We start from the raw sequence: 20848 nt of genomic DNA, 5'->3' as shown, positions 1-20848 counted from the left end.
ATAGAAACGGCTCGAACCCGCGTCGCCCTGACGGCCGGAACGGCCGCGCAGCTGGTTGTCGATACGACGTGATTCGTGACGTTCCGTGCCGACGATGTGCAAGCCGCCGGCGGCGAGCACGGCTTCGTGACGCGCCTTCCACTCCTCGCGCACGCGAGCCTTAGTGGCTTCGTCGACCTCACCCATTCCCTGCAATTCGACTTCGAGATTGCCGCCGAGCACGATGTCGGTGCCGCGGCCGGCCATGTTGGTGGCGATGGTCACAGCGCCGGGCCGACCTGCCTGCGCGACGATCATGGCCTCGCGCTCGTGCTGTTTGGCGTTCAGCACCTGGTGCGGAATCTTTTCTTTTTCGAGCAGCTTGGACAGCAGCTCGGAAGTTTCGATGGACGTCGTGCCGACCAGCGCGGGCTGGCCGCGCGTCACGCAGTCGCGGATGTCTTCGATGATGGCTTCGAACTTGTCCTTCTGCGTGAGATACACGAAGTCGGGATGGTCCTTGCGCACCATCGGCCGGTTGGTGGGAATGACCACCACTTCCAGGCCGTAGATCGACTGGAATTCGAATGCTTCGGTATCGGCCGTGCCGGTCATGCCGGCCAGCTTCGAATACATGCGGAAGTAGTTCTGGAAGGTGATGGACGCGACGGTCTGGTTCTCTTCGCGAACCCGCACGCGCTCCTTGGCCTCGATGGCCTGATGCAAACCATCGGACCAGCGGCGGCCCGGCATGGTGCGGCCGGTGAACTCGTCGACGATGACCACTTCGCCGTTGCGGACGATGTATTCGACATCGCGGTGATACAACGCATGCGCGCGCAGCGCCGCGTTCAAGTGATGCATGATGCGGATGTTGGCCGCGTCGTACAGGCTCTCGCCCGGCTGTAACAAACCGGCTTCGGCGATCAGCTGCTCGGCATGCTCGTGGCCGGCGTCGGACAGATGGACCTGGCGCGTTTTTTCGTCCGCCCAGTAGTCGCCCTCGCCTTCCTCGCTTTCCTGCCGCTTCAGCCTCGGCGCCAGCTCGTTGATCCTCAGATACAGCTCGGTGCTTTCTTCGGCCGGGCCGGAGATGATCAGCGGTGTGCGGGCTTCGTCGATCAGGATGGAGTCCACTTCATCGACGATGGCGTACGTGAGCGCACGCTGCACGCGGTCCTCCAGGCGGAACGCGAGATTGTCACGCAGATAGTCGAAGCCGAACTCGTTGTTGGTGCCGTAAGTGATGTCGCAGGCGTAGGCGGCGCGCTTTTCTTCCGAGCTCTGGCCGCTCTTGATCACACCGACAGTCAGGCCGAGGAAGCGGTAAACCCTGCCCATCCACTCCGCGTCACGCGAAGCCAGGTATTCGTTGACCGTGACCACGTGCACGCCCTTGGCGGGCAGCGCGTTCAGATAAGCCGCAAGAGTCGCGACCAGCGTCTTGCCTTCGCCGGTGCGCATTTCGGCGATCTTCCCTTGATGCAGCGCCGAGCCACCGATGAGCTGCACGTCGAAGTGCCGCATGCCCAGCACGCGGCGCGCGGCTTCGCGAGTGGCCGCAAAAGCTTGGGGTGCAATGTCATCGAGCGTCTTGCCCTGCTCGAGCAGCTGACGGAACTCGCCCGTCTTGGCCTGCAATTGCTCGTCGGACAAGGCCCGGAAGGACTCTTCCAGGGCGTTGGTCTTGTCGACGATCCGTGAATAGCCGTTCAAAAGCCGCTGATTGCGACTGCCGAACAGCTGGGTCAGCCAATTCGCCACGCTGAAACTCCGGGGTGGGGCGTTTGGAAAAGCCCGTTATTGTACACGCGCGCCCGGCGACTCTAATTAAGGTCTCGCCATTGAACGCCAGGCCGCGGGAGGCTTGGGGGCGTCCCGCCCCAAAACAAGCCAGGTAGGCGTTTTTTAGCGGCGGACGAACGTCATCGGATCCACGGCACGGCCCTGCTTGAGCACTTCGAAGTGCAGGTGCGGGCCGGTGGAGCGGCCGGTGGACCCCATCAGGGCGATGGGCTGGCCTTTCTGGACGGTGTCGCCGACCTGCACCAGCGCCTTCTGATTGTGCGCATAGCGGGTGACGTAGCCGTTGCCGTGATTGATCTCGACCGTCCGGCCGTAGCCGAAGCGGTCCTTGGAATAGGTGACCACACCCGAAGCGACCGCCACGACCTGCGAACCGGCCGGGCCGGCGAAATCGATGCCACGGTGATAGGCGTTGCGGCCGGTGAACGGATCGGCGCGATAGCCGAAGTGTGAGGAAATCCAGCCCTGCAGCACGGGCCGGCCGTCCGGCACCACCTGGCGGCTCAGGTTGCGTGTGGAAATCATGCTTTCCAGCACGCTCAGCTGGCGCTCGCGGTCGCGGATCTGGTTGTTCAGGTTGTCGAGCATGGCGGTGAGCTCGGGCGCGGCGACAGTGGCGCTTTCCACCAGGCCCTCGGGACCGCCGACGGCGGGCTCGCTATCGAAATTGAACTCGCCCTTGTCCAGGTTGGCCATTTCGGTGAGCCGGCGGCCCAGGGCGTCGAGCCGGATCACATGAGCATTCATCTGGCCGACGCGGCTGGTGAGCGCATCGAGCCGTTCCTGCACGTCGCGCCGGGCGTTGGCGATTTCGAGCCGCTGTTGCTCGAGCTTGCCGCCCCACTCGGTCACCTGCGCGGCCGGGTTGCTCATCAAGCCGCTGCGACCCAGCTGGATGCCGGCGAACAGCACGCCGCTCAGCACCAACACCACGGCCGCAATCGTCACCGTCATCGCCAACGGACGGCCAAGCTCGAACTGATGAGCCTTGCCGAAGCGCTTGGAGAACACGATGACGTTCATTGGATCACTACCTTCTCTCTTTCGCGCCCTAAACAGCCGACTTCCGCCAGCGGCACGACAATACGTTCACCCCCGCCTTGAACCTGCACGCTTCCAGCGACAAGGTTCGCGACGACTAAAGCCATTGGCCTGGCTCGAGCAGAACTGCGGTGGACGTAGAACCGAATATTCGTGTTGTACATCCTGGCAACCCCGCTATCGTGGCGCGGCCCGCATCACTCGCGTGCCCTGCTGCCGTAGACCGGTGGCTTTGCGTCCCCGCCTTTCGACGGGTTTGCCCTTAACAGTGGCTGGAATATGCATAACGCAACGTACAAAGATCAAGCGCCTGTCGCCCAGAATGTGGCTTTCAGGGTATGACTGATCGTTTCAAGCCGCTGGGCGAAACAGTTGGCCCGTTATTCGCGCAGCTGGAACAACGCGTCGCCGCGCATATCGAGCTCACCGACCGGATCCGGGCCGCGCTCACCGGGCCCGAAAAAGATCATGTCGTGTCAGCGAGTTGCCGCGGCGACACCCTCGTCGTGCTGGCGGATTCGGCAGCCTGGTGCCCACAGATTCGATATGCCCAGGCCCGGTTGTTGGAAGTGTTAAATAGTTCCGTTTCGGCCGATAGCGAGAAACAGGTCACAAAAGTAAAAGTTCGCGTTGGCAGGAAGCCGCGCGACTTATCTCAGCTCTGAGGAGGTTTTACGCGCTGAACGGCCGATCAGGCCGATACCATCGCAGCGGCGGGGACGTACGAAATCGGCGAGTCCTTGACGTCGTCGAACGTCACCGGCTCCCAAGCATTAGGCGAGTTGATCAACTTGCGCACCAATTGATTGTTGAGCGCGTGGCCGGATTTGTGGCCGCTGAATTCGCCGATCAGGCTCTTGCCGAGCAGGTACAGATCGCCGATGGCGTCGAGGATCTTGTGCTTCACGAACTCGTCTTCGTAGCGCAGGCCGTCCTCGTTGAGCACGCGGTACTCATCGAGCACGATGGCGTTGTCCATGGTGCCGCCCAGCGCCAGGTTCTTGGAGCGCATGTATTCCAGATCGCGCATGAAGCCGAACGTGCGCGCGCGGCTGATCTCCTTCAAATAGGACGTCGTGGAAAAATCCATCGACGCGGTCTGCGAGCGCTTTTTGAAGACCGGGTGGTTGAACTCGATCTCCATGTTGACCTTGAAACCGTTGTAGGGGTCGAAGCGAGCCCACTTGTCTCCGTCGCGCACTTCCAGCGGCGACAGGATGCGCACGAAACGTTTCGGCGCGGGCTGCTCCTCGATGCCGGCCGACTGCAGCAGGAACACGAACGGGCCGGCGCTGCCGTCCATGATGGGGACTTCTTCGGCGGACAGGTCCACATAGGCATTGTCGAGCCCGAGCCCGGCAAATGCCGACAGCAGATGCTCCACGGTGGATACCCGTACATCGCCGTTGAACAGGGACGTGCCGAGCATGGTGTCGCCGACGTTTTCGGCGTACGCGCGCACGTCCACCGGCTCGTTGAGGTCGGTGCGACGGAACACAACGCCGGTGTCTACCGGCGCCGGTCGCAGCACCATCAGCACTTTTTTCCCGGAGTGGAGGCCGACGCCGGTCGCGCGGATGGTGTTCTTGAGGGTACGTTGTCGCAACATGAGGGGTTCCAGGCGGCGCAGACCCTAACACTGCCAGCAAGTCAACGGCAAGCCTCTGACTTGCCGTTACTTTTGCTTACATCGAAAAAGGGCCCAACCGCTCTACTAGATGAATCGACTTGCCAGTCTACGGCGAAGTTCCAGGCGCACCATGCATGTTCCCTATGTAGCCCATAGAGACCCCAATACCGAAAAGTGGCCGGAAACGCCGCTTATCAGCAGCCGCGCTTCATCGCTTCGTTCCCCATCAATCGGCCTGCCGGCGCAAAAACGCCGGAATATCCAGCATCGACGTGTCCTCCGCCGTCAGACCATCGCCCACCGCGCGGCGAGCCTGGCCCGCATGCGGATCGCGCTGGTTGCGGATGTAGGTCGGCACGTGCAGGTCGTCCAGCGTCGGCACGCTGCCGCGGCGGCCACCAGGAATCGCCGTCATACGGCGCGTATCCTGTTGCGGCTGCTGCACGTGTGCGCTCGGACGGCCGATGCCGGTAGCGACCACGGTCACGCGGATTTCTTCGCGCATTTCCGGATCGATCACGCAGCCCACCACCACGTTCGCGTCCTCGGAAGCGTACTGCTTCACGGTGTCGCCGACGATGCTGAACTCGCTGGTGCGCAAGTCCATGCCGGCCGTGACGTTGATCAGCAGGCCATGAGCGCCCTGCAAATTCACATCTTCCAGCAGCGGGCTGGAAACAGCGGCTTCAGCAGCTTCGCGCGCACGGTTTTCACCGCGAGACACGCCCGTGCCCATCATCGCCATGCCGGTTTCAGCCATCACGGTGCGCACGTCGGCGAAGTCGACGTTGATCATGCCGGGACGGGTGATCAGCTCGGCGATGCCCTGCACCGCGCCCTGCAGCACCTGGTTGGCCGCCTTGAACGCATCTAGCAGCGTCACGTCGCCGCCCAGCACGGTCAGCAGCTTCTGGTTCGGAATGGTGATCAGCGAGTCGACGTGCTTGCTCAGCTCGGCGATGCCGCGCTCAGCGGAGCCATGCCGCTTGCTGCCTTCCATCTCGAACGGCCGGGTCACCACGGCGACCGTCAGGATGCCCAGTTCCTTCGCGACCTGCGCCACGACCGGAGCCGCGCCCGTGCCGGTGCCACCGCCCATGCCGGCGGTGATGAACAGCATGTCCGAGCCTTCGATCATTTCGATGATGCGATCGCGATCTTCCATCGCGGCCTGACGGCCGACTTCCGGATCCGCGCCCGCACCGAGGCCCTTGGTGATGTTGCAGCCGATCTGCAGACCGACTTTCACCTTGGAATGTTTCAACGCCTGCGCGTCGGTGTTGATGCAAATGAAATCCACGCCTTCGATACCGGCCTGGATCATGTGAGCGACCGCGTTTCCGCCGCCGCCGCCGACGCCAATCACTTTGATGACTGCGCCCTGGTTTTCTGTATCAGCTAGTACAAACATCGTTAGTCCCCTCAATGTCAGCGAGACAAAGCAAATTTCAACTTGAGCCGCGGCCGGTTCAGAGGCCCGCCGCGCTCACCACCTTCCCCAACGATCCCCGTTTTTGTGTCCGTTCCATGGCATCTCGTCTCGGTCATCAAAAATTTCCTTGAAACCAAGCTTTCATGCGATCCCAGGCGCCACTGACGTTGCCGCTCAACGGCAACTCCCGACGCCCGCGCAGATAATTCTCCCGGCCGTACAGCAGCAGGCCGACGCCGGTGGAATGGATCGGATTGCTCACCACATCCACGAGACCCGTGATGTGTTGCGGAATCCCCAGGCGCACCGGCATGTGAAACACTTCTTCGGCGAGCTCGACCGCGCCTTCCATCTTCGCGCTGCCGCCGGTGAGCACGACGCCCGCGGCGATCACTTCCTCGAAGCCGGAACGGCGCAGCTCTTCGCGCACCAAAGCAAACAATTCTTCGTACCGAGGCTCGACCACTTCGGCGAGCGTCTGTCTCGCCAGCCGGCGCGGCGGACGATCGCCCACGCTCGGCACTTCGATGGTCTCGTCCGAGTTCGCGAGCTGCGACAACGCGCAGGCGAACTTCATCTTGATCTCCTCGGCGTGATGCGTCGGGGTGCGCAGGCTGACCGCGATGTCGTTGGTCACCTGATCGCCCGCGATCGGAATCACCGCGGTGTGACGGATCGCGCCACCCGAGAACACCGCGAGATCGGTCGTGCCGCCGCCGATATCCACCAGGCACACGCCCAGCTCCTTCTCATCGTCGGCAAGCACCGAGTACGCCGAGGCGAGCTGCTCGAGCACGATGTCTTCGACCGACAAGCCACAACGCTGCACGCACTTCACGATGTTCTGCGCGGCGCTATCCGCACCAGTGACGATGTGCACCTTCGCTTCCAGTCGCACGCCCGACATGCCGATGGGCTCGCGAATGCCTTCCTGGCTGTCGATCAAAAACTCCTGCGGCAGGATGTGCAGGATCTTCTGGTCGGCCGGAATGGCGACGGCGCGCGCCGCGTCGATCACGCGATCGACGTCCTCGGACGTCACTTCTTTGTTCCGAATCGCAACGATGCCGTGCGAATTCAAGCTGCGCACGTGGCTGCCGGCGATGCCGGCATACACCGAATGAATCTCGCAGCCGGCCATCAACTCCGCTTCCTCCACTGCGCGCTGAATCGACTGCACCGTCGATTCGATGTTCACGACCACGCCGCGCTTCAGGCCGCGCGAAGGATGCGAGCCCAAGCCCACCACTTCGATGCGACCTTCGTGATTCACCTCGCCGACGATGGCGACCACCTTGGAGGTGCCGATGTCGAGGCCGACGATCAAGTTACGGTCATTCTTCCTAGCCATCGGCTCGAGCTTCCTCGGCGTCGCGGGCGACGCGGGTAGGGACGTTCCAGCCGACTGCGAAGCCATTGCTGTAACGTAGATCTACATAACTAACTTCAGCTGCGCGCGCCGCCACCACGGGGCTCGCCACAGCGATAAATCTTTCCAAACGGGCGGGCACGTCCTGCCGGCCGAGCCGCACGATGACGTCGTTGCCCAAGGTCAACTGCCAGGCGCCGCGCGCATCCAGCTCGACTTTGGTCAGCCGCATTCCCACACCCAGCAGACGTGGATACGAGTCGAGATACAGCTTCGCGACCTGCGCTTCCGTGCCCGGCGGGCCCACGAGTTGCGGCAACTCCTGCGGAATGTGTCGCGCATCGTTCAAGAACAGTTCGCCCCGTGTGTTCATCAACCCAGACTCGCCCCAGCGCGCCGCCGCCACGTGCTCGGTGATGAACACGCGCACGCCATTCGGCCATTTGCGTTCGACGCGCGCGCGATCCACCCAAGGGATCGTTTCCAATGCCGCGCGTAATGCGTCCAGATCGACGGAAAGGAAGCCCGAGCCACGAAACGGCGCCACCACTTCTTCTATTTGCAACGGCGCGACGCGCTGAAATTGCCCGCCCACTTCCACTTTGCCAATCGGCCGATCGAACGAGACCACCAGGCCCCACGTCATCACGCCGAGCCCGACCATCAATGCGACCACGCCAAGCACGGGACGCAAGCCGCCGTCGGTCAACCACGTGACCAACGGCTGCAGGCGTGCGAAGAGGTCGAGCTGACCCTCGCCCGCCGGCTTGCGACGATTGCGCTTGCGTGTGCCCATCATGAGCGGGGTGCTCCTTGAGTGTCGCGCGGCAGACTCGTTTCCAGCACGCGCCACACCAACTCGTCGAACTCGATACCGAGCGCCTTCGCCGCCTTCGGCACCAGCGAATGGCTGGTCATGCCCGGCGCCGTGTTCACTTCCAGCAAATAGAACTTGCCGCTGGCGCGATCGCGCATCACGTCGACGCGCCCCCAGCCATAGCAACCGGCGGTGCGGAATGCTTCCAACGCGAGCGCACGAATTTCATCTTCCGCAGCGCCTTGCAGGCCGGGGCAGATGTACTGCGTGTCCTCGGCTTTGTACTTGGCGTGATAGTCGTAATACTCGCCTGCCGGCACGATGCGAATGCTCGGCAACGCCGTGTCGCCGAGCACGCCGACGGTCAGCTCGTCACCCACGACCAACTGTTCCATCAGCATCTCGCCCTGATACTGCGCAGCCAGAGCGACAGCCTTCGGCAGATCGGCTTCCTTGAACACGCGAGTGACACCGACGCTGGACCCTTCGCACGATGGCTTCACGATCACCGGCAGACCGAGATCGCGCGCGGCCTTCTCCACATCGCTATTCCGAGCCAGACGCGCGTAGCGCGGCGTCGGCAACCCGAGTGACAGCCACACTTGTTTGGTGCGGATCTTGTCCATCGTCAGGGCCGAGCCGAGCACGTCAGAGCCCGTGTACGGAATGCCGAACGCGTCGAGCAAACCTTGCAGGATGCCGTCTTCGCCGCCGCCGGCGTGACCGTGCAGGATGTTGAACACGCGCTGGCAGCGCTTGTTCACCAACTCGTCGACCAGCGCCTTGATGCCGTCGACCTTGTACGCATCGACGCCCTGACGCTTCAGCGCGTCCAGACAATTGCTGCCGCTGTCCAGCGACACTTCGCGCTCGGACGAGGTGCCGCCCATCAACACGGCGACGCGACCGAAGTCACGCGCGTTGCTGACACGCCTCGGTCCGATCTTGTTTGTTTCAGCCATGACTCACCTCGCCCACGATGCGCACCTCTGTGTTGAGTCGCACACCGTGCTTTTGTTCCACCGTCTGTTGCACGTGACGGATCAACTGCTCGATGTCTGCAGCCGTCGCTGTGCCGTCGTTGACGATGAAGTTCGCGTGCATCTCGGACACTCGCGCGCCGCCGATGCGAAAACCTTTCAACCCGGACGCTTCGATCAAGCGAGCGGCGTGATTGCCCGGCGGATTGGTGAACACCGAGCCGCACGACCACTCTTGAATCGGCTGCGTCGCCTTGCGTTTCGCGAGCAGCTGACGAATGTCGTCGTTGCTCACGCCGGGACGCAGCTCGAAGCGCAGCAGCGCGCCCAGAAACCATTCGTCGTTCGGGCCAGACACGTGCCGATACCCGATCGTGTAGTCGGATGCGGGACGCTCACGGCGCACACCGTTGCGATCGATCACGGCAACCGAGACAACGTGATTCCAGGTTTCCCCGCCGAATGCGCCCGCGTTCATCGCCAATGCACCACCGAGCGTGCCGGGAATGCCAGCAAAGAACTCCGCAGGACCGAGGCCCCACTTGATGCATTGCTTGGCGAGCTTCGCGCACGCGACGCCGCTGCCGCACCACACCTCGTTGTCACTGCGACGTTCGAGCTCATCGAAGATGCCGTGCGTCTCGATCACCGCGCCGCGAATGCCGCCGTCGCGCACCAGCAGATTGCTTCCCAGACCCACCCACATCACGTGCGTGCCTGGCTCCAGGCTCTGCAGGAAGCCGGACACGTCGGTCACGTCGAGCGGCGAGAAAAACAAATCCGCCGGGCCGCCCACGTGCCACGACGTGTGCTTCGACATCGGTTCGTTGCGCTTCACGCGCGCTTCGAAATCGGGCGGCAGGGACAACGCGTTCACGGCTGCCTCCGCTCGGCGGATAACGTCGTCAACGCGCCCGCCAATTCGGGAGCCAGGCTGCCGATGCTGCCCGCGCCCATGGTCACGATCACATCGCCGTCACGCGCGATTTGAATCAGCGCGCGAGGCAGCTCGTCGATCTTCTCGACGAACACCGGCTCGACGCGGCCATGCGAACGAACGGCTCGGCAAATAGCCTTGCCGTCGGCGCCTGCGATTGGCGCTTCGCCAGCTGCATAGACTTCAGTGACGATCAATGCGTCTGCGTTGGCTGACAGCACACGTGCGAAGTCATCGAGCAGATCTCGCGTACGCGAGTAGCGATGCGGCTGGAACGCCAGCAGGATGCGTCGATTCGGCCAGCCCTGACGGATGGCTTCGAGCGTCGCCGCCAGCTCGGTCGGGTGGTGACCGTAGTCGTCGATGATCGTGACCTTGCCTGCCGATGTCTGAACGTCGCCGTACTGCTGCAGCCGCCGGTCGACGCCATGGAAGGATCCGAGCGCACGTTGGATAGCCGTGTCGCTCACGTCGAGCTCTTTGGCGACGGCAATGGCCGCCAGCGAATTGAGCACATTGTGCGTACCGGGCAGATTCAACTTCACCTGCAAAGGTCGAGCGTCGGCACGGTGCACTTCGAAGCACGTTTGCACGCCCTGGCGCACGATCTTCGTCGCTCGGACGTCAGCGTCTGCGCTTTCGATGCCGTAAGTCACGAACGGACGATTGATCCGCGGGAGCAGGCTCTTCGCGATCGGATCGTCCGCGCAAACCACGGCCAGGCCGTAGAACGGCAGGTTGTGCAGGAAATCGACGAAGCTCTGCTTCAAGCGCTCGAAGTCGCCCTCGTGCGTGCCGAGGTGATCGTTATCCACATTGGTGACAATGGAGATCATCGGTTGCAGATGCATGAACGACGCATCGCTTTCGTCGGCCTCGGCCACCAGATATTTGCCGGTGCCCAGGCGCGCGTTGCTGTCGGCGCTCTTCAGCCGTCCGCCAATCACGAACGTCGGATCGAGCCCGCCTTCGGCCAGAATCGACGCGACCATGCTGGTCGTCGTGGTCTTGCCGTGCGTGCCGGCGACAGCGACTGCGTAACGGAACCGCATCAGCTCGCCCAACATCACCGCACGCTGCACGATAGGCACACGGCGCGATTTAGCTTCGACGACCTCGGGATTGTCGGCTTGCACGGCGGTCGAAACGACCAGCACGTCAGCCTTGCCGACGTTCTCGGCCGCATGACCGATCTTGATCTGCGCGCCCAGCTTCGCCAGCCGCTGCGTGACCGCGTTCGGCTTCAGATCGCTCCCCTGCACGTGATAACCGAGATTCAGCAGCACTTCGGCGATGCCGCCCATGCCGCTGCCGCCAATGCCCACGAAATGAATGCAATGAATGCGACGCATGCGATCTTTCATCATGCGACACCTCCCGCGGCAGCCACGCATGCGTCGGCGAGACGCACGTCGGCATCGGTGATCGCAACCGAGCGGGCGCGCATCGCCATCGCTTTCAGTTGCTCCCGTCCGCCGCTCAACAATTTGTTCAACTCTTGCGCGAGACGTTCCGGCGACAGATCGCGCTCGGCGATCGAGATGCCCGCCTGCGCATCCACCAGGAACTTCGCGTTCAGTGTTTGATGGTCGTCCACGGCCGCTGCGAACGGCACGAAGATCGCCGGCAAGCCCGCGGCCGCCAACTCCGACACCGTCATCGCGCCGGAACGACACACCACTACGTCGGCCCAGCTATACGCTTCGGCCATGTCAGTGATGAAGGCGCGAATGTCGGCCTGCACGCCGTGCTTCTCATACGTTTCCCGCACCAGTTGCAGGTGACGTTCGCCAGCCTGATGAATCACGACTGGCCGCGACGCTGCATCGATGGTCGCGAGCGCAGCCGGCACGGTGGCATTGAGCTTCATCGCGCCCTGGCTGCCGCCGATGATCAGCAAACGAATCGGCCCCTGGCGATCGGCGAAGCGCTGCTCGGGCGAAGCAATCGATGCAATCTCACGTCGCACCGGATTGCCCACCTGCTCGGCATGCGTGCCCGACGGGAAACTCTTCGGGAATGCTTCGAGCACGCGACGCGACAGCTTCGCAAGCATGCGATTGGTCATGCCGGCGACCGCGTTCTGTTCGTGAATGATCAGTGGCCGACCCGTGAGCCACGCGGCGACGCCACCCGGGCCCGCCACGAAACCACCGCAGCCGAGCACGACGACGGGCTTACGACGACGCATCACTTGCAAGCTCTGCCAGATCGACTGCGCCACTTTGAACGGTGCGAGCAACAGCGTCGCCACGCCTTTGCCACGCAGCCCGCTCATCGAGATCCACTCGATCTCGATTTGCGCCGGCGGCACGAGTTTGGCTTCGAGACCTTTTTTCGTACCGAGCCACACGGGCTCGAAGCCCCGTTCGCGCAGCACGCGAGCGGCCGCGAGCGCCGGGAACACATGCCCGCCCGTTCCGCCCGCCATGATCAGCACAGTCTGTTTCATTGGGCGCTTCATTCGTCACTCTCCTCTCGCTCGCGGCGAGCAGGACGACGCGGCGAACTCCCCGCCGGGGACCGCGACACGGCGAGCCGACCCGAGGTGCTCGCTTCGTGATGAATGCGCATCAGGAAACCCAGCCAGCCGAGCGTCACCATGACGCTCGAACCGCCATAAGACATGAGCGGCAGGGTCAGACCCTTGGTCGGCAGAATGCCCATGTTCACGCCGACGTTGATGAAGGTCTGCAGCGCCAACCAGATGCCGAACGCAGCCGCGCAGTACGCCTGAAATGCCAGGCCAGCCTCGGCGGCGAGGCGCGAGATGTAGAAGCTGCGCCACACCAGCAGGACGAACAGCGCCAGCGTGAAGATCACGCCGACCAGGCCGAGCTCTTCCGCAAGCACCGCGAACACGAAGTCGGTGTGCGCCTCGGGCAGGTAGAAAAGTTTCTGCACGCTCGAACCCAGACCCACGCCGAACAACTCGCCGCGACCGATGGCGATCAACGACTGCGTGAGCTGAAAGCCCGAGTTGAACGGATCGGCCCACGGATCCATGAACGCAGTCAGACGCTTCAATCGATACGCCGACGTGACGGCGATCAAAGCCATGCCCGCGGCCGCAATCGCCACGAGCGCGAAGAAGTGGCGCAGCTTCACGCCGGCCAGGAACAGCACGCCGAGACCGGTCGCCATGAGCACGGTCGCCGCGCCGAAGTCGGGCTCCATTAATAAGAGAGCCGCGGCGCCCATCAGCACGCCGAGCGGCTTGAGGAAGCCCCTCAGCTCTTCCTTCAGCTCGCCCTGACGCCGCACCACGTAACTCGCCAGATATATAAGTAGCAGCACGCGCGCCAGCTCGGACGCCTGGAAGTTCATCACGCCGGCCCGCAGCCAACGGCGGCTGCCGTTCACCTCGTGACCGATGCCGGGAATCAAGACGAGCAGCAGGAAGATGAATGCGACCAGCAACAGCGGCATGGCCAGCTTCTCCCACACCGTCGTCGGGATGGTCATCATGATGATGGCGCCGAGCACGCCGAAGCCGACGCCGGTGAGCTGACGGAACAGGAAATACAGCGGGTCCTGCAACTGCTTGTCGGCGATGCTGATGGACGCGGACGTCATCATCACCAGCCCGAGCAGCAGGATTCCGCCGACCGTCATGAACAACACGCCGTCGAACGCAAAGCGCCGGGGCCGGTTGTTGGATCTTGCAAAGGTCAGAGTGGCTGCGCTCATGCCTGCAGTCCTCTCACCGCCGCGGCGAACACATCGCCGCGATGACCGTAGTCACGGAACATGTCCAGACTCGCACATGCGGGCGACAGCAGAACTGTCTCGCCCGGACGCGCCGCATTCGCCGCGAGCTGCACCGCCTCGTTCATATCCTTCGCGAACTGGGTCGTGGCGATGCCCTGCAGAGCTGCGTCGAGTTGCTTAGCGTCCTGCCCAATCAGCACGACATGCCGCACCTTGCCCCGGAACGCCTGAGCCAGCGGTTTGAAATCCTGACCCTTGCCCTGCCCGCCAGCGATCAGCACCAGCGAGCCCGGCATGCCAGCCACAGCCGCGAGCGTCGCGCCGACGTTCGTGCCCTTCGAGTCATCGACGAAGCGAATGCCTTTCACGTCGGCGACCCACTGCGACCGATGCGGCAGTCCAGGGAAGTCTCGCAGCGCTCGCAAACATGCTGCCCGAGGCAAATTGAGGGCATCGCACATCGCGATCGACGCCAGCGCGTTCGCCGCGTTGTGCAGGCCGCGAATCTTCAGCTCGGACATCGCGACCAATCGATCGCGACCGTGCATGAGAATCACATCGTCGCCTTGGTGATGGACGAAGTACTCCGCCGCCGGATCGGCGTTCAGACTGAACCCGAACACGCGCGACGATTGATAGCGCATGGTGCGAACGGCGATATCGTCCATGTTCACGATGGCAGCGTCGGCGTGCTGGAAGATTCGCTCTTTGGCCGCCGCGTACTCTTCGACCGTGGCGTACCGATCCATGTGATCCGGCGTCACGTTGAGCACGGTAGCCGCGGCGGCGCGCAGCGAGTGCGTCGTTTCCAACTGGAAGCTCGACAGCTCCAGCACATACAACTCGGGCACGGGATCGTCGAGCAGATCGAGCGCCGGCCGGCCCAGGTTGCCGCCCGCGATGGCGCGGCGGCCGGCGGCATTCGCCATCAGGCCGACCAACGTGGTCACGGTGCTCTTGCCGTTGGTGCCGGTGATCGCAGCGATCGGCGCTTTGGCTTCGCGCACGAACAGCTCGATGTCGCCGACGATCGGAATGCCGCGGCGGGCGGCACTCGCCAAGAAGGGCTCTTTCAACGACACACCCGGCGACGCCACGATCTGCGACGCGCCGTCGAGCAGCGCTTCGTCGAAGCCGCCGAAACGCACTTCTGCGTTTGGCGCGAGCTTTTCGAGCGCCGCGGTTTCCGGCGGGGCCGCACGGCTGTCGGTAACAGCAAAGCTCACGCCACGCGACTGCAAATAACGCGCGCACGACATCCCCGTCCGGCCCAGGCCGACGACGATCGATCGAGTGGTGGGGGCGTGCGGCGTCATCGCGTCAGCGCACCTTCAAGGTCGCAAGCCCAACCAGCACCAGGATCACCGAGATGATCCAGAAGCGCACGATGACTTTGGGCTCGGCCCAGCCCTTCAGTTCGAAGTGATGATGAATCGGCGCCATGCGGAAGATGCGCTTGCCGGTGAGCTTGAACGAAGCCACCTGCACCATCACCGACACCGTTTCCATCACGAACACGCCGCCCATGACGAACAGGACGATCTCCTGTCGCACGATGACGGCGACGATGCCTAGTGCCGCACCGAGCGCGAGGGCGCCAATGTCGCCCATGAACACTTGCGCGGGATAGGTGTTGAACCAGAGAAAGCCGAGACCTGCGCCGACCAGCGTCGCGCAGAACACCAGTATTTCACCGGTGCCCTCGATGAAAGGAAGGCCGAGATAATCCGAGAACACCGCATGGCCTGTCGCATATGCAAAGACCCCCAGAGCGCCGCCCACCAGAACCGCCGGCATGATGGCCAGCCCGTCGAGACCGTCGGTGAGGTTCACCGCGTTGCTCGTGCCGACCACGACGAAGTACGCGAGCGCGATGAAGCCCACCGAGCCGAGCGGCACCATCACGGTCTTGAACAACGGGACGTACAGCGCGGTCTCGGCCGGCGTCTTGGCTGTCATATATAAAGCGACCGCGCAGCCCAGGCCCGCGACCGACTGCCAGAAATATTTGTAGCGCGCGATCAACCCGCGGCTGTTGCCAACCACCAGCTTCAGATAGTCGTCCCAGAAACCGATCAGGCCGAACGCGAGCGTCACCAGCAGCGTGACCCAGACAAACCGATTGGTTAGATCGGCCCACAGCAGCGTGCTGAACGTGATCGCGACCAGGATCAGCAGGCCGCCCATGGTCGGCGTGCCGGCCTTGGGCAGATGCGTCTTCGGGCCGTCGTCGCGCACGCGCTGGCCGATCTGGTTCAGCGACAGCTTTTGGATCATCCACGGGCCGATCATGAAAGAGATCACCAGCGCCGTGAGCGCCGCCAGAATCGCGCGCAGCGTCAGGTACTGGAAAACGCGAAATGCGCCTTCCATCAGGGCCAGCTGTTTAGTGAGGTAGAGCAACATTCAGTAGTTGTTCTCTTAGTGATGGCCGTTGTTGTTGCTCGGCGCGCCGGACAGGGCGGCCGACACTCGTTCCAGTCGATTGGCTCGGGAGCCTTTAATAAGTACCGCCACGCCGCTCGTCAGCGATGTCTGGGCTTCGCGAATCAACGCGTCGATATCGGCGAACCACCGGCCCCCAGGACCGAACGCCTCCACCGAGAAGCGCGAGCCTTCGCCGATGGCGAGCAACCGCTCGATGCCGGCCTGGCGCGCGTAGCGACCGACCTCGGCATGCAACTCGTTGCTCGCATCGCCCAGTTCTTTCATTTCTCCCAGCACCAGCCAGCGCGACCCTGCGAAAGCGCGCATCGCGTCGATCCCGGCCTTGAGCGAGCTCGGATTGGCGTTATAAGAATCGTCGACGATGAAGGCGCCGTTGATCGCCGGCTTCAGTTCGAGCCTGCCAGCCACCGTTTTCATCGCACCCAGACCCGAGGCGATCTGCTCGATCTCGGTGCCGGCCGCGCACGCCGCCGCCGCTGCGCCCAATGCATTGCGCAGGTTGTGAAGACCGGCGAGCGGAATCGTGGCCGGGATCGTGCCGTCCGGCGTCACCAGATCGAAATCGATTCGGAAGCCGTTCGCACCGCTGACCTCGCGCACCTTGCGCGCCATGAAATCGGCCGGCTGCTCGAAGCCGAACGTGAGAATCCGGTCGGCGCTGCTCATATCGCGCCACTGCGAGACGTACTTGTCGTCCGCGTTGATGACGGCGACACCTTCGACCGGCAGCGACTGAAACATTTCGCCTTTACCAATCGCGACACCATCGAGGCTGCCGAAGCCTTCGAGGTGCGCCGCCCCTGCGTTGGTCACGATGCCGACCGTCGGCTCGGCCAACGACGCGAGGTGAGCGATCTCACCAATGTGGTTCGCGCCCATCTCGATGACCGCGTAACGATGCTCCTTGGTCAGCTCGAGCAGCATCAGCGGCACGCCGATGTGGTTGTTCAAGTTGCCGCGGGTGATCAACGTCGGGCCGAGCTGCGACAGGATCGAACCGATTAGTTCCTTGGTCGTGGTCTTGCCGTTGCTGCCAGTCACGCCAACGACTGGAATTTTGAACTGACGACGCCACTCGCGAGCGAACGCGGACAACGCAGCCAACGGATCAGCGACGACGACCTGCGGGATGTCGACCGGCATCTGCTTCGAGACGAGCGCGGCGGCCGCGCCGTTCTGAGCTGCGGTCGCAACGAAATCGTGACCGTCGAACGACGGGCCGGTGAGCGCCACGAATAAGGCGCCCGGTTTCATCGTCCGAGTGTCGGTCGAGACGCTGGTGAACGCGCGGTTCGTGCCGACCAGTTCGACTGGGTTTTGCGATCCCGCGCCTGTCAAGGCGAGGTCGTGAAGCCGCACAGCGTGCATGAGCACACTCAGCTCCCAGGACATCAAAGCCGTCATGACTGCCTCCCCAGCGCTCGCAGCGCTTGGTCGCGGTCGCTGAACGAACGGCGTTCAGTACCGACGATTTGATAATCCTCGTGGCCTTTGCCAGCGATCAGCACGACGTCGGTAGCCTCGCTTTCCGCGATGGCGCGAGCGATGGCGGCCGCACGATCGCGTTCGACGATCGCGGCTTCGGGACGAGTCAGCCCTTTGAGAATGTCGGCGACGATGGCGTCGCCATTCTCGGTGCGTGGGTTGTCGTCGGTGACGATGACGCGATCGGCGAGGCGCTCGGCGATGGCTCCCATCAACGGGCGCTTGCCGGCGTCACGGTCACCGCCGCAACCGAACACACAAACCAATTTGCCGCTGCGATGTTTACGCACGGCAAGCAATGCCTTTTCCAACGCGTCCGGCGTGTGGGCATAGTCGACGATGGCGAGCGGTCGATTCGGCGCGGTGATGGTTTCCATACGACCCGGCGGCGGACCGCATTTTTCCAACGCACCGATGGCCTGCTCCATTGACACCCCGCTAGTCAGCAAGGTCGCGAGCACCGCCAGCAGATTCTCGACGTTGAAGTCGCCGACGAAGCGTGAACGCAGCGTCGCCGCGCCCCAGCTGCCATCGAACTCGATATCCAGACCGTTCGGCGCGGCAGTCACGCGGCGAGCAAACAATTGCTTCACCTCGCCCTTCTCGCTATGCCAACGCGGATCCAGACGGATCTCGCCCATCCGGCTGAGCACGACCAGGCAGGTGTGCGTCACTCGCGTGGCCAGTTCGCGGCCGAAGGCATCATCTACATTGATGATGGAGTTACGCAGGCTCGGCCAACGGAACAGATGAGCCTTGGCCTCACCATAAGCTTCGTGCGTACCGTGGTAGTCGAGATGATCGCGGGTCAGATTCGTGAACACCGCCGTGTCGAATCGCACGCCGTAAACGCGACCTTGATCGAGGGCATGCGAGGAAACTTCCATCCCAAGGCAACGCACACCTTCGTCGCGGAGTTCGGCGAGCTGCCGATGCACGGTGATGCAATCTGGCGTGGTCAGCGAGCCGCCATGCAAAGCCCCGACCTGGCCATAGCCGAGCGTGCCGGCGTAGGCGGAAGTCACATTCAGCTGTTGCAAGGCTGCGGCGATGACATGCGCCGTAGTCGTTTTGCCGTTGGTGCCGGTGACGCCGATGACACGAACGCTGGCCGAGGGCGCATCGAAGAACCAATCGGCGATCGTGCCGAGCCAACCCGTCAGGTCCGGGATGCCGATCAGCGGGATGCCTTCAGGCAGGCTCGGAGCAACCACTCCCTCCACCGGCTCCCAAAGAATGGCGCGAGCACCGGCATTCACGGCGTGCGTCGCGAACGCGATGCCATGCGTGCGCGTCCCCGGCAGAGCTACAAATGCAGCGCCGGGACGCACGGCGCGGCTGTCCAAAGTGAGATCGGTGATCTCGAGATCAGGCGGCACAAAATCGACAGACGACACGCCGCTGTCCGCGAGCAGTGCTCGCAGATTTTTTTGACGTACCTTGTCGACCCGGCTGTTCATGGCGATCTCTGCAGTGGCTGTCCTCATGGGTTGGCCTGCACCAGCGTGGTGGCAGGCAGTCTGTCCAATCCATCGGGCGGTACACCCATTAACCGCAACGCGCCCGCCATCACGTTGGCGAACACGGGAGCGGCCACTTCGCCGCCGTAATATTTCGTGCCGCTCGGCTCATCGATGACCACAATCGCGGCCAGGCGCGGATGACTCGCCGGCACGACGCCGCCGAACGAAGCTTTGCGCCGTTCTGTTGAATAAGTGCCGTTGTCGGCAGTCCAGGCCGTGCCGGTCTTACCGGCGACCCGATAGCCGATGAGCGCCGCGCGATTGCCGCTGCCTTCGGACGAGACGACGCTTTCCATCATCTCGAGCAGCTCTTTGGCCACGCGCGGATCGATGACTTGTTCGCCCGGCACCGGCTCTTCGACTTTGCGCAATGTCACAGGCCGCTTCACGCCGTACGCGCCGAGCGTCGCGTAAGCACGCGCGAGCTGCAGCGGCGTCACCGACAGGCCATATCCATAAGAGACGGTGGCCTGGCCGATCTTGCGCCAGTGCGAGTAGTCGTTCAGCAAACCCGCCGATTCCCCCGGAAAGCCGCTGCCGGTGACTTCACCGAAGCCGAAGGCGGACAACGTGTCCTGCATGCTCTTGGGCGACAGGTTCATCGCCATCTTGGTCATGCCGACGTTGCTCGACTTCGCCAGCACCGTGGTCAGCGAGATCGGGCCGAGGTTGTGCTTGTCCGGAATTCTCTTGATACCCACCTGCACGAAGCCCGGCGAAGTGTCGATGACGGTGTTGCCGTGATAGCGCCCGGACGCAATGCCGGCGGCGGCGATGAACGGCTTGATGCTCGAACCCGGTTCGAAAATGTCGGTGGCGGCGCGGTTGCGATAACGCGAGGCCGCGACCTGATCGCGATCGTTCGGGTTGTAGGCCGGCTGGTTCACCATGGCCAGCACCTCGCCGGTCTCGATGTCGAGCACGATCACCGTGCCGGCCTTGGCGCCATGTTCCTGAACCGCCGCTTTCAGTTCGCGATAGGCAAGGTACTGGATGCGCAGGTCGATGCTGGTAATCAGATCGCCGCCGGGATGCGGAGCGCGGATGCTTTCGACGTCTTCCACGGTGCGGCCGAGCCGATCCTGAATGACGCGCTTGGCGCCCGGCTCCGCGCCGAGCCAACGGTCATACGCCAGCTCCAGACCTTCCTGACCGATGTCGTCGTACTTCTTGGTGAAACCAAGCAGATGCCCGGTGACTTCGCCCGCCGGATAGAAGCGCTGGTACTCACGCTGCAAGTACACGCCCGGAATCTTCAATTCCTTGACCTGCGCGGCATCGCTCGGGCGCATGTGGCGCACGAGATAGACGAACTCGCGATCCAGGTTGCTGGTGATAAGTTGCGTCACCCACTTCTTATCGCGGTTCAACGCTTCGGCGAGGCGCGGAATCTGATCCGCCGCCTTCATGACTTCGGACGGGTTCGCCCACACGGTGTCCACCGGCATGCTCGCGGCCAACGGCTCGCCGTTGCGATCGTAGATGTCGCCGCGATTGGCGGTCAGCTTGGCGATGCGGGTGTAGCGCGCATCGCCCTGGCCTTCGAGGAAGCCATCGTCGAGCACCTGCAAATCCACCGCACGCGCGACCAGGCCGCCGGCGATCAGCACCAGCGTGCCGAGCACGAACCGCAGCCGCCCGCGGTACTGCTCCGGTGAAAATTGTTTGCCCTCGTCGCGACGGATCATGT

The 20848-nt window shown here is 63.2% G+C and carries 17 protein-coding genes and 1 riboswitch; of the genes, 1 reads left to right on the top strand and 16 read right to left on the bottom strand.

Annotated features, from left to right (window positions below):
* Both secA and VGD45_RS24695 read right to left on the bottom strand, forming a co-directional pair.
* Positions 1–1743, bottom strand: a 1743-nt coding sequence (gene secA / locus VGD45_RS24700) for a preprotein translocase subunit SecA (RefSeq protein ID WP_331158040.1), incomplete at its 3' end; no start/stop codon positions are given.
* A 144-nt stretch (positions 1744–1887) separates the two neighbouring features.
* Positions 1888–2808, bottom strand: a complete 921-nt coding sequence (locus tag VGD45_RS24695) for a M23 family metallopeptidase (protein WP_331158039.1) — start codon at positions 2806–2808, stop codon at positions 1888–1890.
* A 182-nt stretch (positions 2809–2990) separates the two neighbouring features.
* A riboswitch (cyclic di-GMP riboswitch) is annotated at positions 2991–3097 on the bottom strand.
* A 67-nt stretch (positions 3098–3164) separates the two neighbouring features.
* Between VGD45_RS24695 and VGD45_RS24690 the strand changes: the two genes are divergently transcribed.
* Positions 3165–3491, top strand: coding sequence for a DciA family protein (locus tag VGD45_RS24690; protein ID WP_331158038.1), 327 nt, complete (start codon positions 3165–3167; stop codon positions 3489–3491).
* A 26-nt stretch (positions 3492–3517) separates the two neighbouring features.
* Here VGD45_RS24690 and lpxC read toward each other — a convergent pair whose 3' ends face one another.
* From lpxC to VGD45_RS24620, 14 genes are all read right to left on the bottom strand, one after another.
* Positions 3518–4435, bottom strand: a complete 918-nt coding sequence (gene lpxC / locus VGD45_RS24685) for a UDP-3-O-acyl-N-acetylglucosamine deacetylase (RefSeq protein ID WP_331158037.1) — start codon at positions 4433–4435, stop codon at positions 3518–3520.
* Between the two features lie 247 nt (positions 4436–4682).
* Positions 4683–5867, bottom strand: a complete 1185-nt coding sequence (ftsZ, locus tag VGD45_RS24680; RefSeq protein ID WP_331158036.1) for a cell division protein FtsZ — start codon at positions 5865–5867, stop codon at positions 4683–4685.
* 136 nt (positions 5868–6003) lie between these two features.
* Positions 6004–7239, bottom strand: coding sequence for a cell division protein FtsA (gene ftsA, locus VGD45_RS24675; protein ID WP_331158035.1), 1236 nt, complete (start codon positions 7237–7239; stop codon positions 6004–6006).
* Positions 7232–8056 carry a cell division protein FtsQ/DivIB gene (locus VGD45_RS24670; protein WP_331158034.1) on the bottom strand — a complete coding sequence of 275 codons (825 nt, stop codon included), beginning with the start codon at positions 8054–8056 and terminating at the stop codon, positions 7232–7234. The genes ftsA and VGD45_RS24670 overlap by 8 nt, the downstream gene beginning before the upstream one ends.
* Positions 8053–9036 carry a D-alanine--D-alanine ligase gene (locus VGD45_RS24665; protein ID WP_331158033.1) on the bottom strand — a complete coding sequence of 328 codons (984 nt, stop codon included), beginning with the start codon at positions 9034–9036 and terminating at the stop codon, positions 8053–8055. Before VGD45_RS24665 ends, VGD45_RS24670 begins: the two co-directional genes overlap by 4 nt.
* Entirely contained in the window at positions 9029–9931 is a 903-nt protein-coding gene (murB, locus tag VGD45_RS24660; protein ID WP_331158032.1) for a UDP-N-acetylmuramate dehydrogenase, read from the bottom strand. The genes VGD45_RS24665 and murB overlap by 8 nt, the downstream gene beginning before the upstream one ends.
* The gene (gene murC / locus VGD45_RS24655; RefSeq protein ID WP_349263356.1) at positions 9928–11358 is read right to left on the bottom strand and encodes a UDP-N-acetylmuramate--L-alanine ligase; all 1431 of its coding nucleotides are present in this window, start codon (positions 11356–11358) and stop codon (positions 9928–9930) included. Before murC ends, murB begins: the two co-directional genes overlap by 4 nt.
* A complete protein-coding gene (murG, locus tag VGD45_RS24650) occupies positions 11355–12443 on the bottom strand; it encodes an undecaprenyldiphospho-muramoylpentapeptide beta-N-acetylglucosaminyltransferase (RefSeq protein ID WP_331158030.1) in 1089 nt (362 codons plus the stop codon). The genes murC and murG overlap by 4 nt, the downstream gene beginning before the upstream one ends.
* A gap of 8 nt (positions 12444–12451) precedes the next feature.
* Positions 12452–13681, bottom strand: a complete 1230-nt coding sequence (gene ftsW / locus VGD45_RS24645; protein ID WP_331158029.1) for a putative lipid II flippase FtsW — start codon at positions 13679–13681, stop codon at positions 12452–12454.
* Complete coding sequence (murD, locus tag VGD45_RS24640) at positions 13678–15018, bottom strand: UDP-N-acetylmuramoyl-L-alanine--D-glutamate ligase (protein WP_331158028.1); 1341 nt, start codon at positions 15016–15018, stop codon at positions 13678–13680. Before murD ends, ftsW begins: the two co-directional genes overlap by 4 nt.
* A gap of 4 nt (positions 15019–15022) precedes the next feature.
* Positions 15023–16108 carry a phospho-N-acetylmuramoyl-pentapeptide-transferase gene (gene mraY, locus VGD45_RS24635; protein ID WP_331158027.1) on the bottom strand — a complete coding sequence of 362 codons (1086 nt, stop codon included), beginning with the start codon at positions 16106–16108 and terminating at the stop codon, positions 15023–15025.
* A gap of 15 nt (positions 16109–16123) precedes the next feature.
* Entirely contained in the window at positions 16124–17554 is a 1431-nt protein-coding gene (locus VGD45_RS24630) for a UDP-N-acetylmuramoyl-tripeptide--D-alanyl-D-alanine ligase (RefSeq protein WP_331158026.1), read from the bottom strand.
* A complete protein-coding gene (locus VGD45_RS24625; RefSeq protein WP_331158025.1) occupies positions 17551–19122 on the bottom strand; it encodes a UDP-N-acetylmuramoyl-L-alanyl-D-glutamate--2,6-diaminopimelate ligase in 1572 nt (523 codons plus the stop codon). The genes VGD45_RS24630 and VGD45_RS24625 overlap by 4 nt, the downstream gene beginning before the upstream one ends.
* Positions 19119–20846 (bottom strand): peptidoglycan D,D-transpeptidase FtsI family protein, encoded by a 1728-nt coding sequence (locus VGD45_RS24620; protein ID WP_331158024.1) that lies wholly within the window; start codon positions 20844–20846, stop codon positions 19119–19121. The genes VGD45_RS24625 and VGD45_RS24620 overlap by 4 nt, the downstream gene beginning before the upstream one ends.
* Positions 20847–20848: the final 2 nt, after the last annotated feature.

It is taken from the genome of Steroidobacter sp., assembly GCF_036402275.1.
Lineage (GTDB): Bacteria > Pseudomonadota > Gammaproteobacteria > Steroidobacterales > Steroidobacteraceae > Steroidobacter.
The sequence above is the reverse complement of the archived record's forward strand: the minus strand, read 5'-3'. Positions and strand labels throughout refer to the sequence as shown.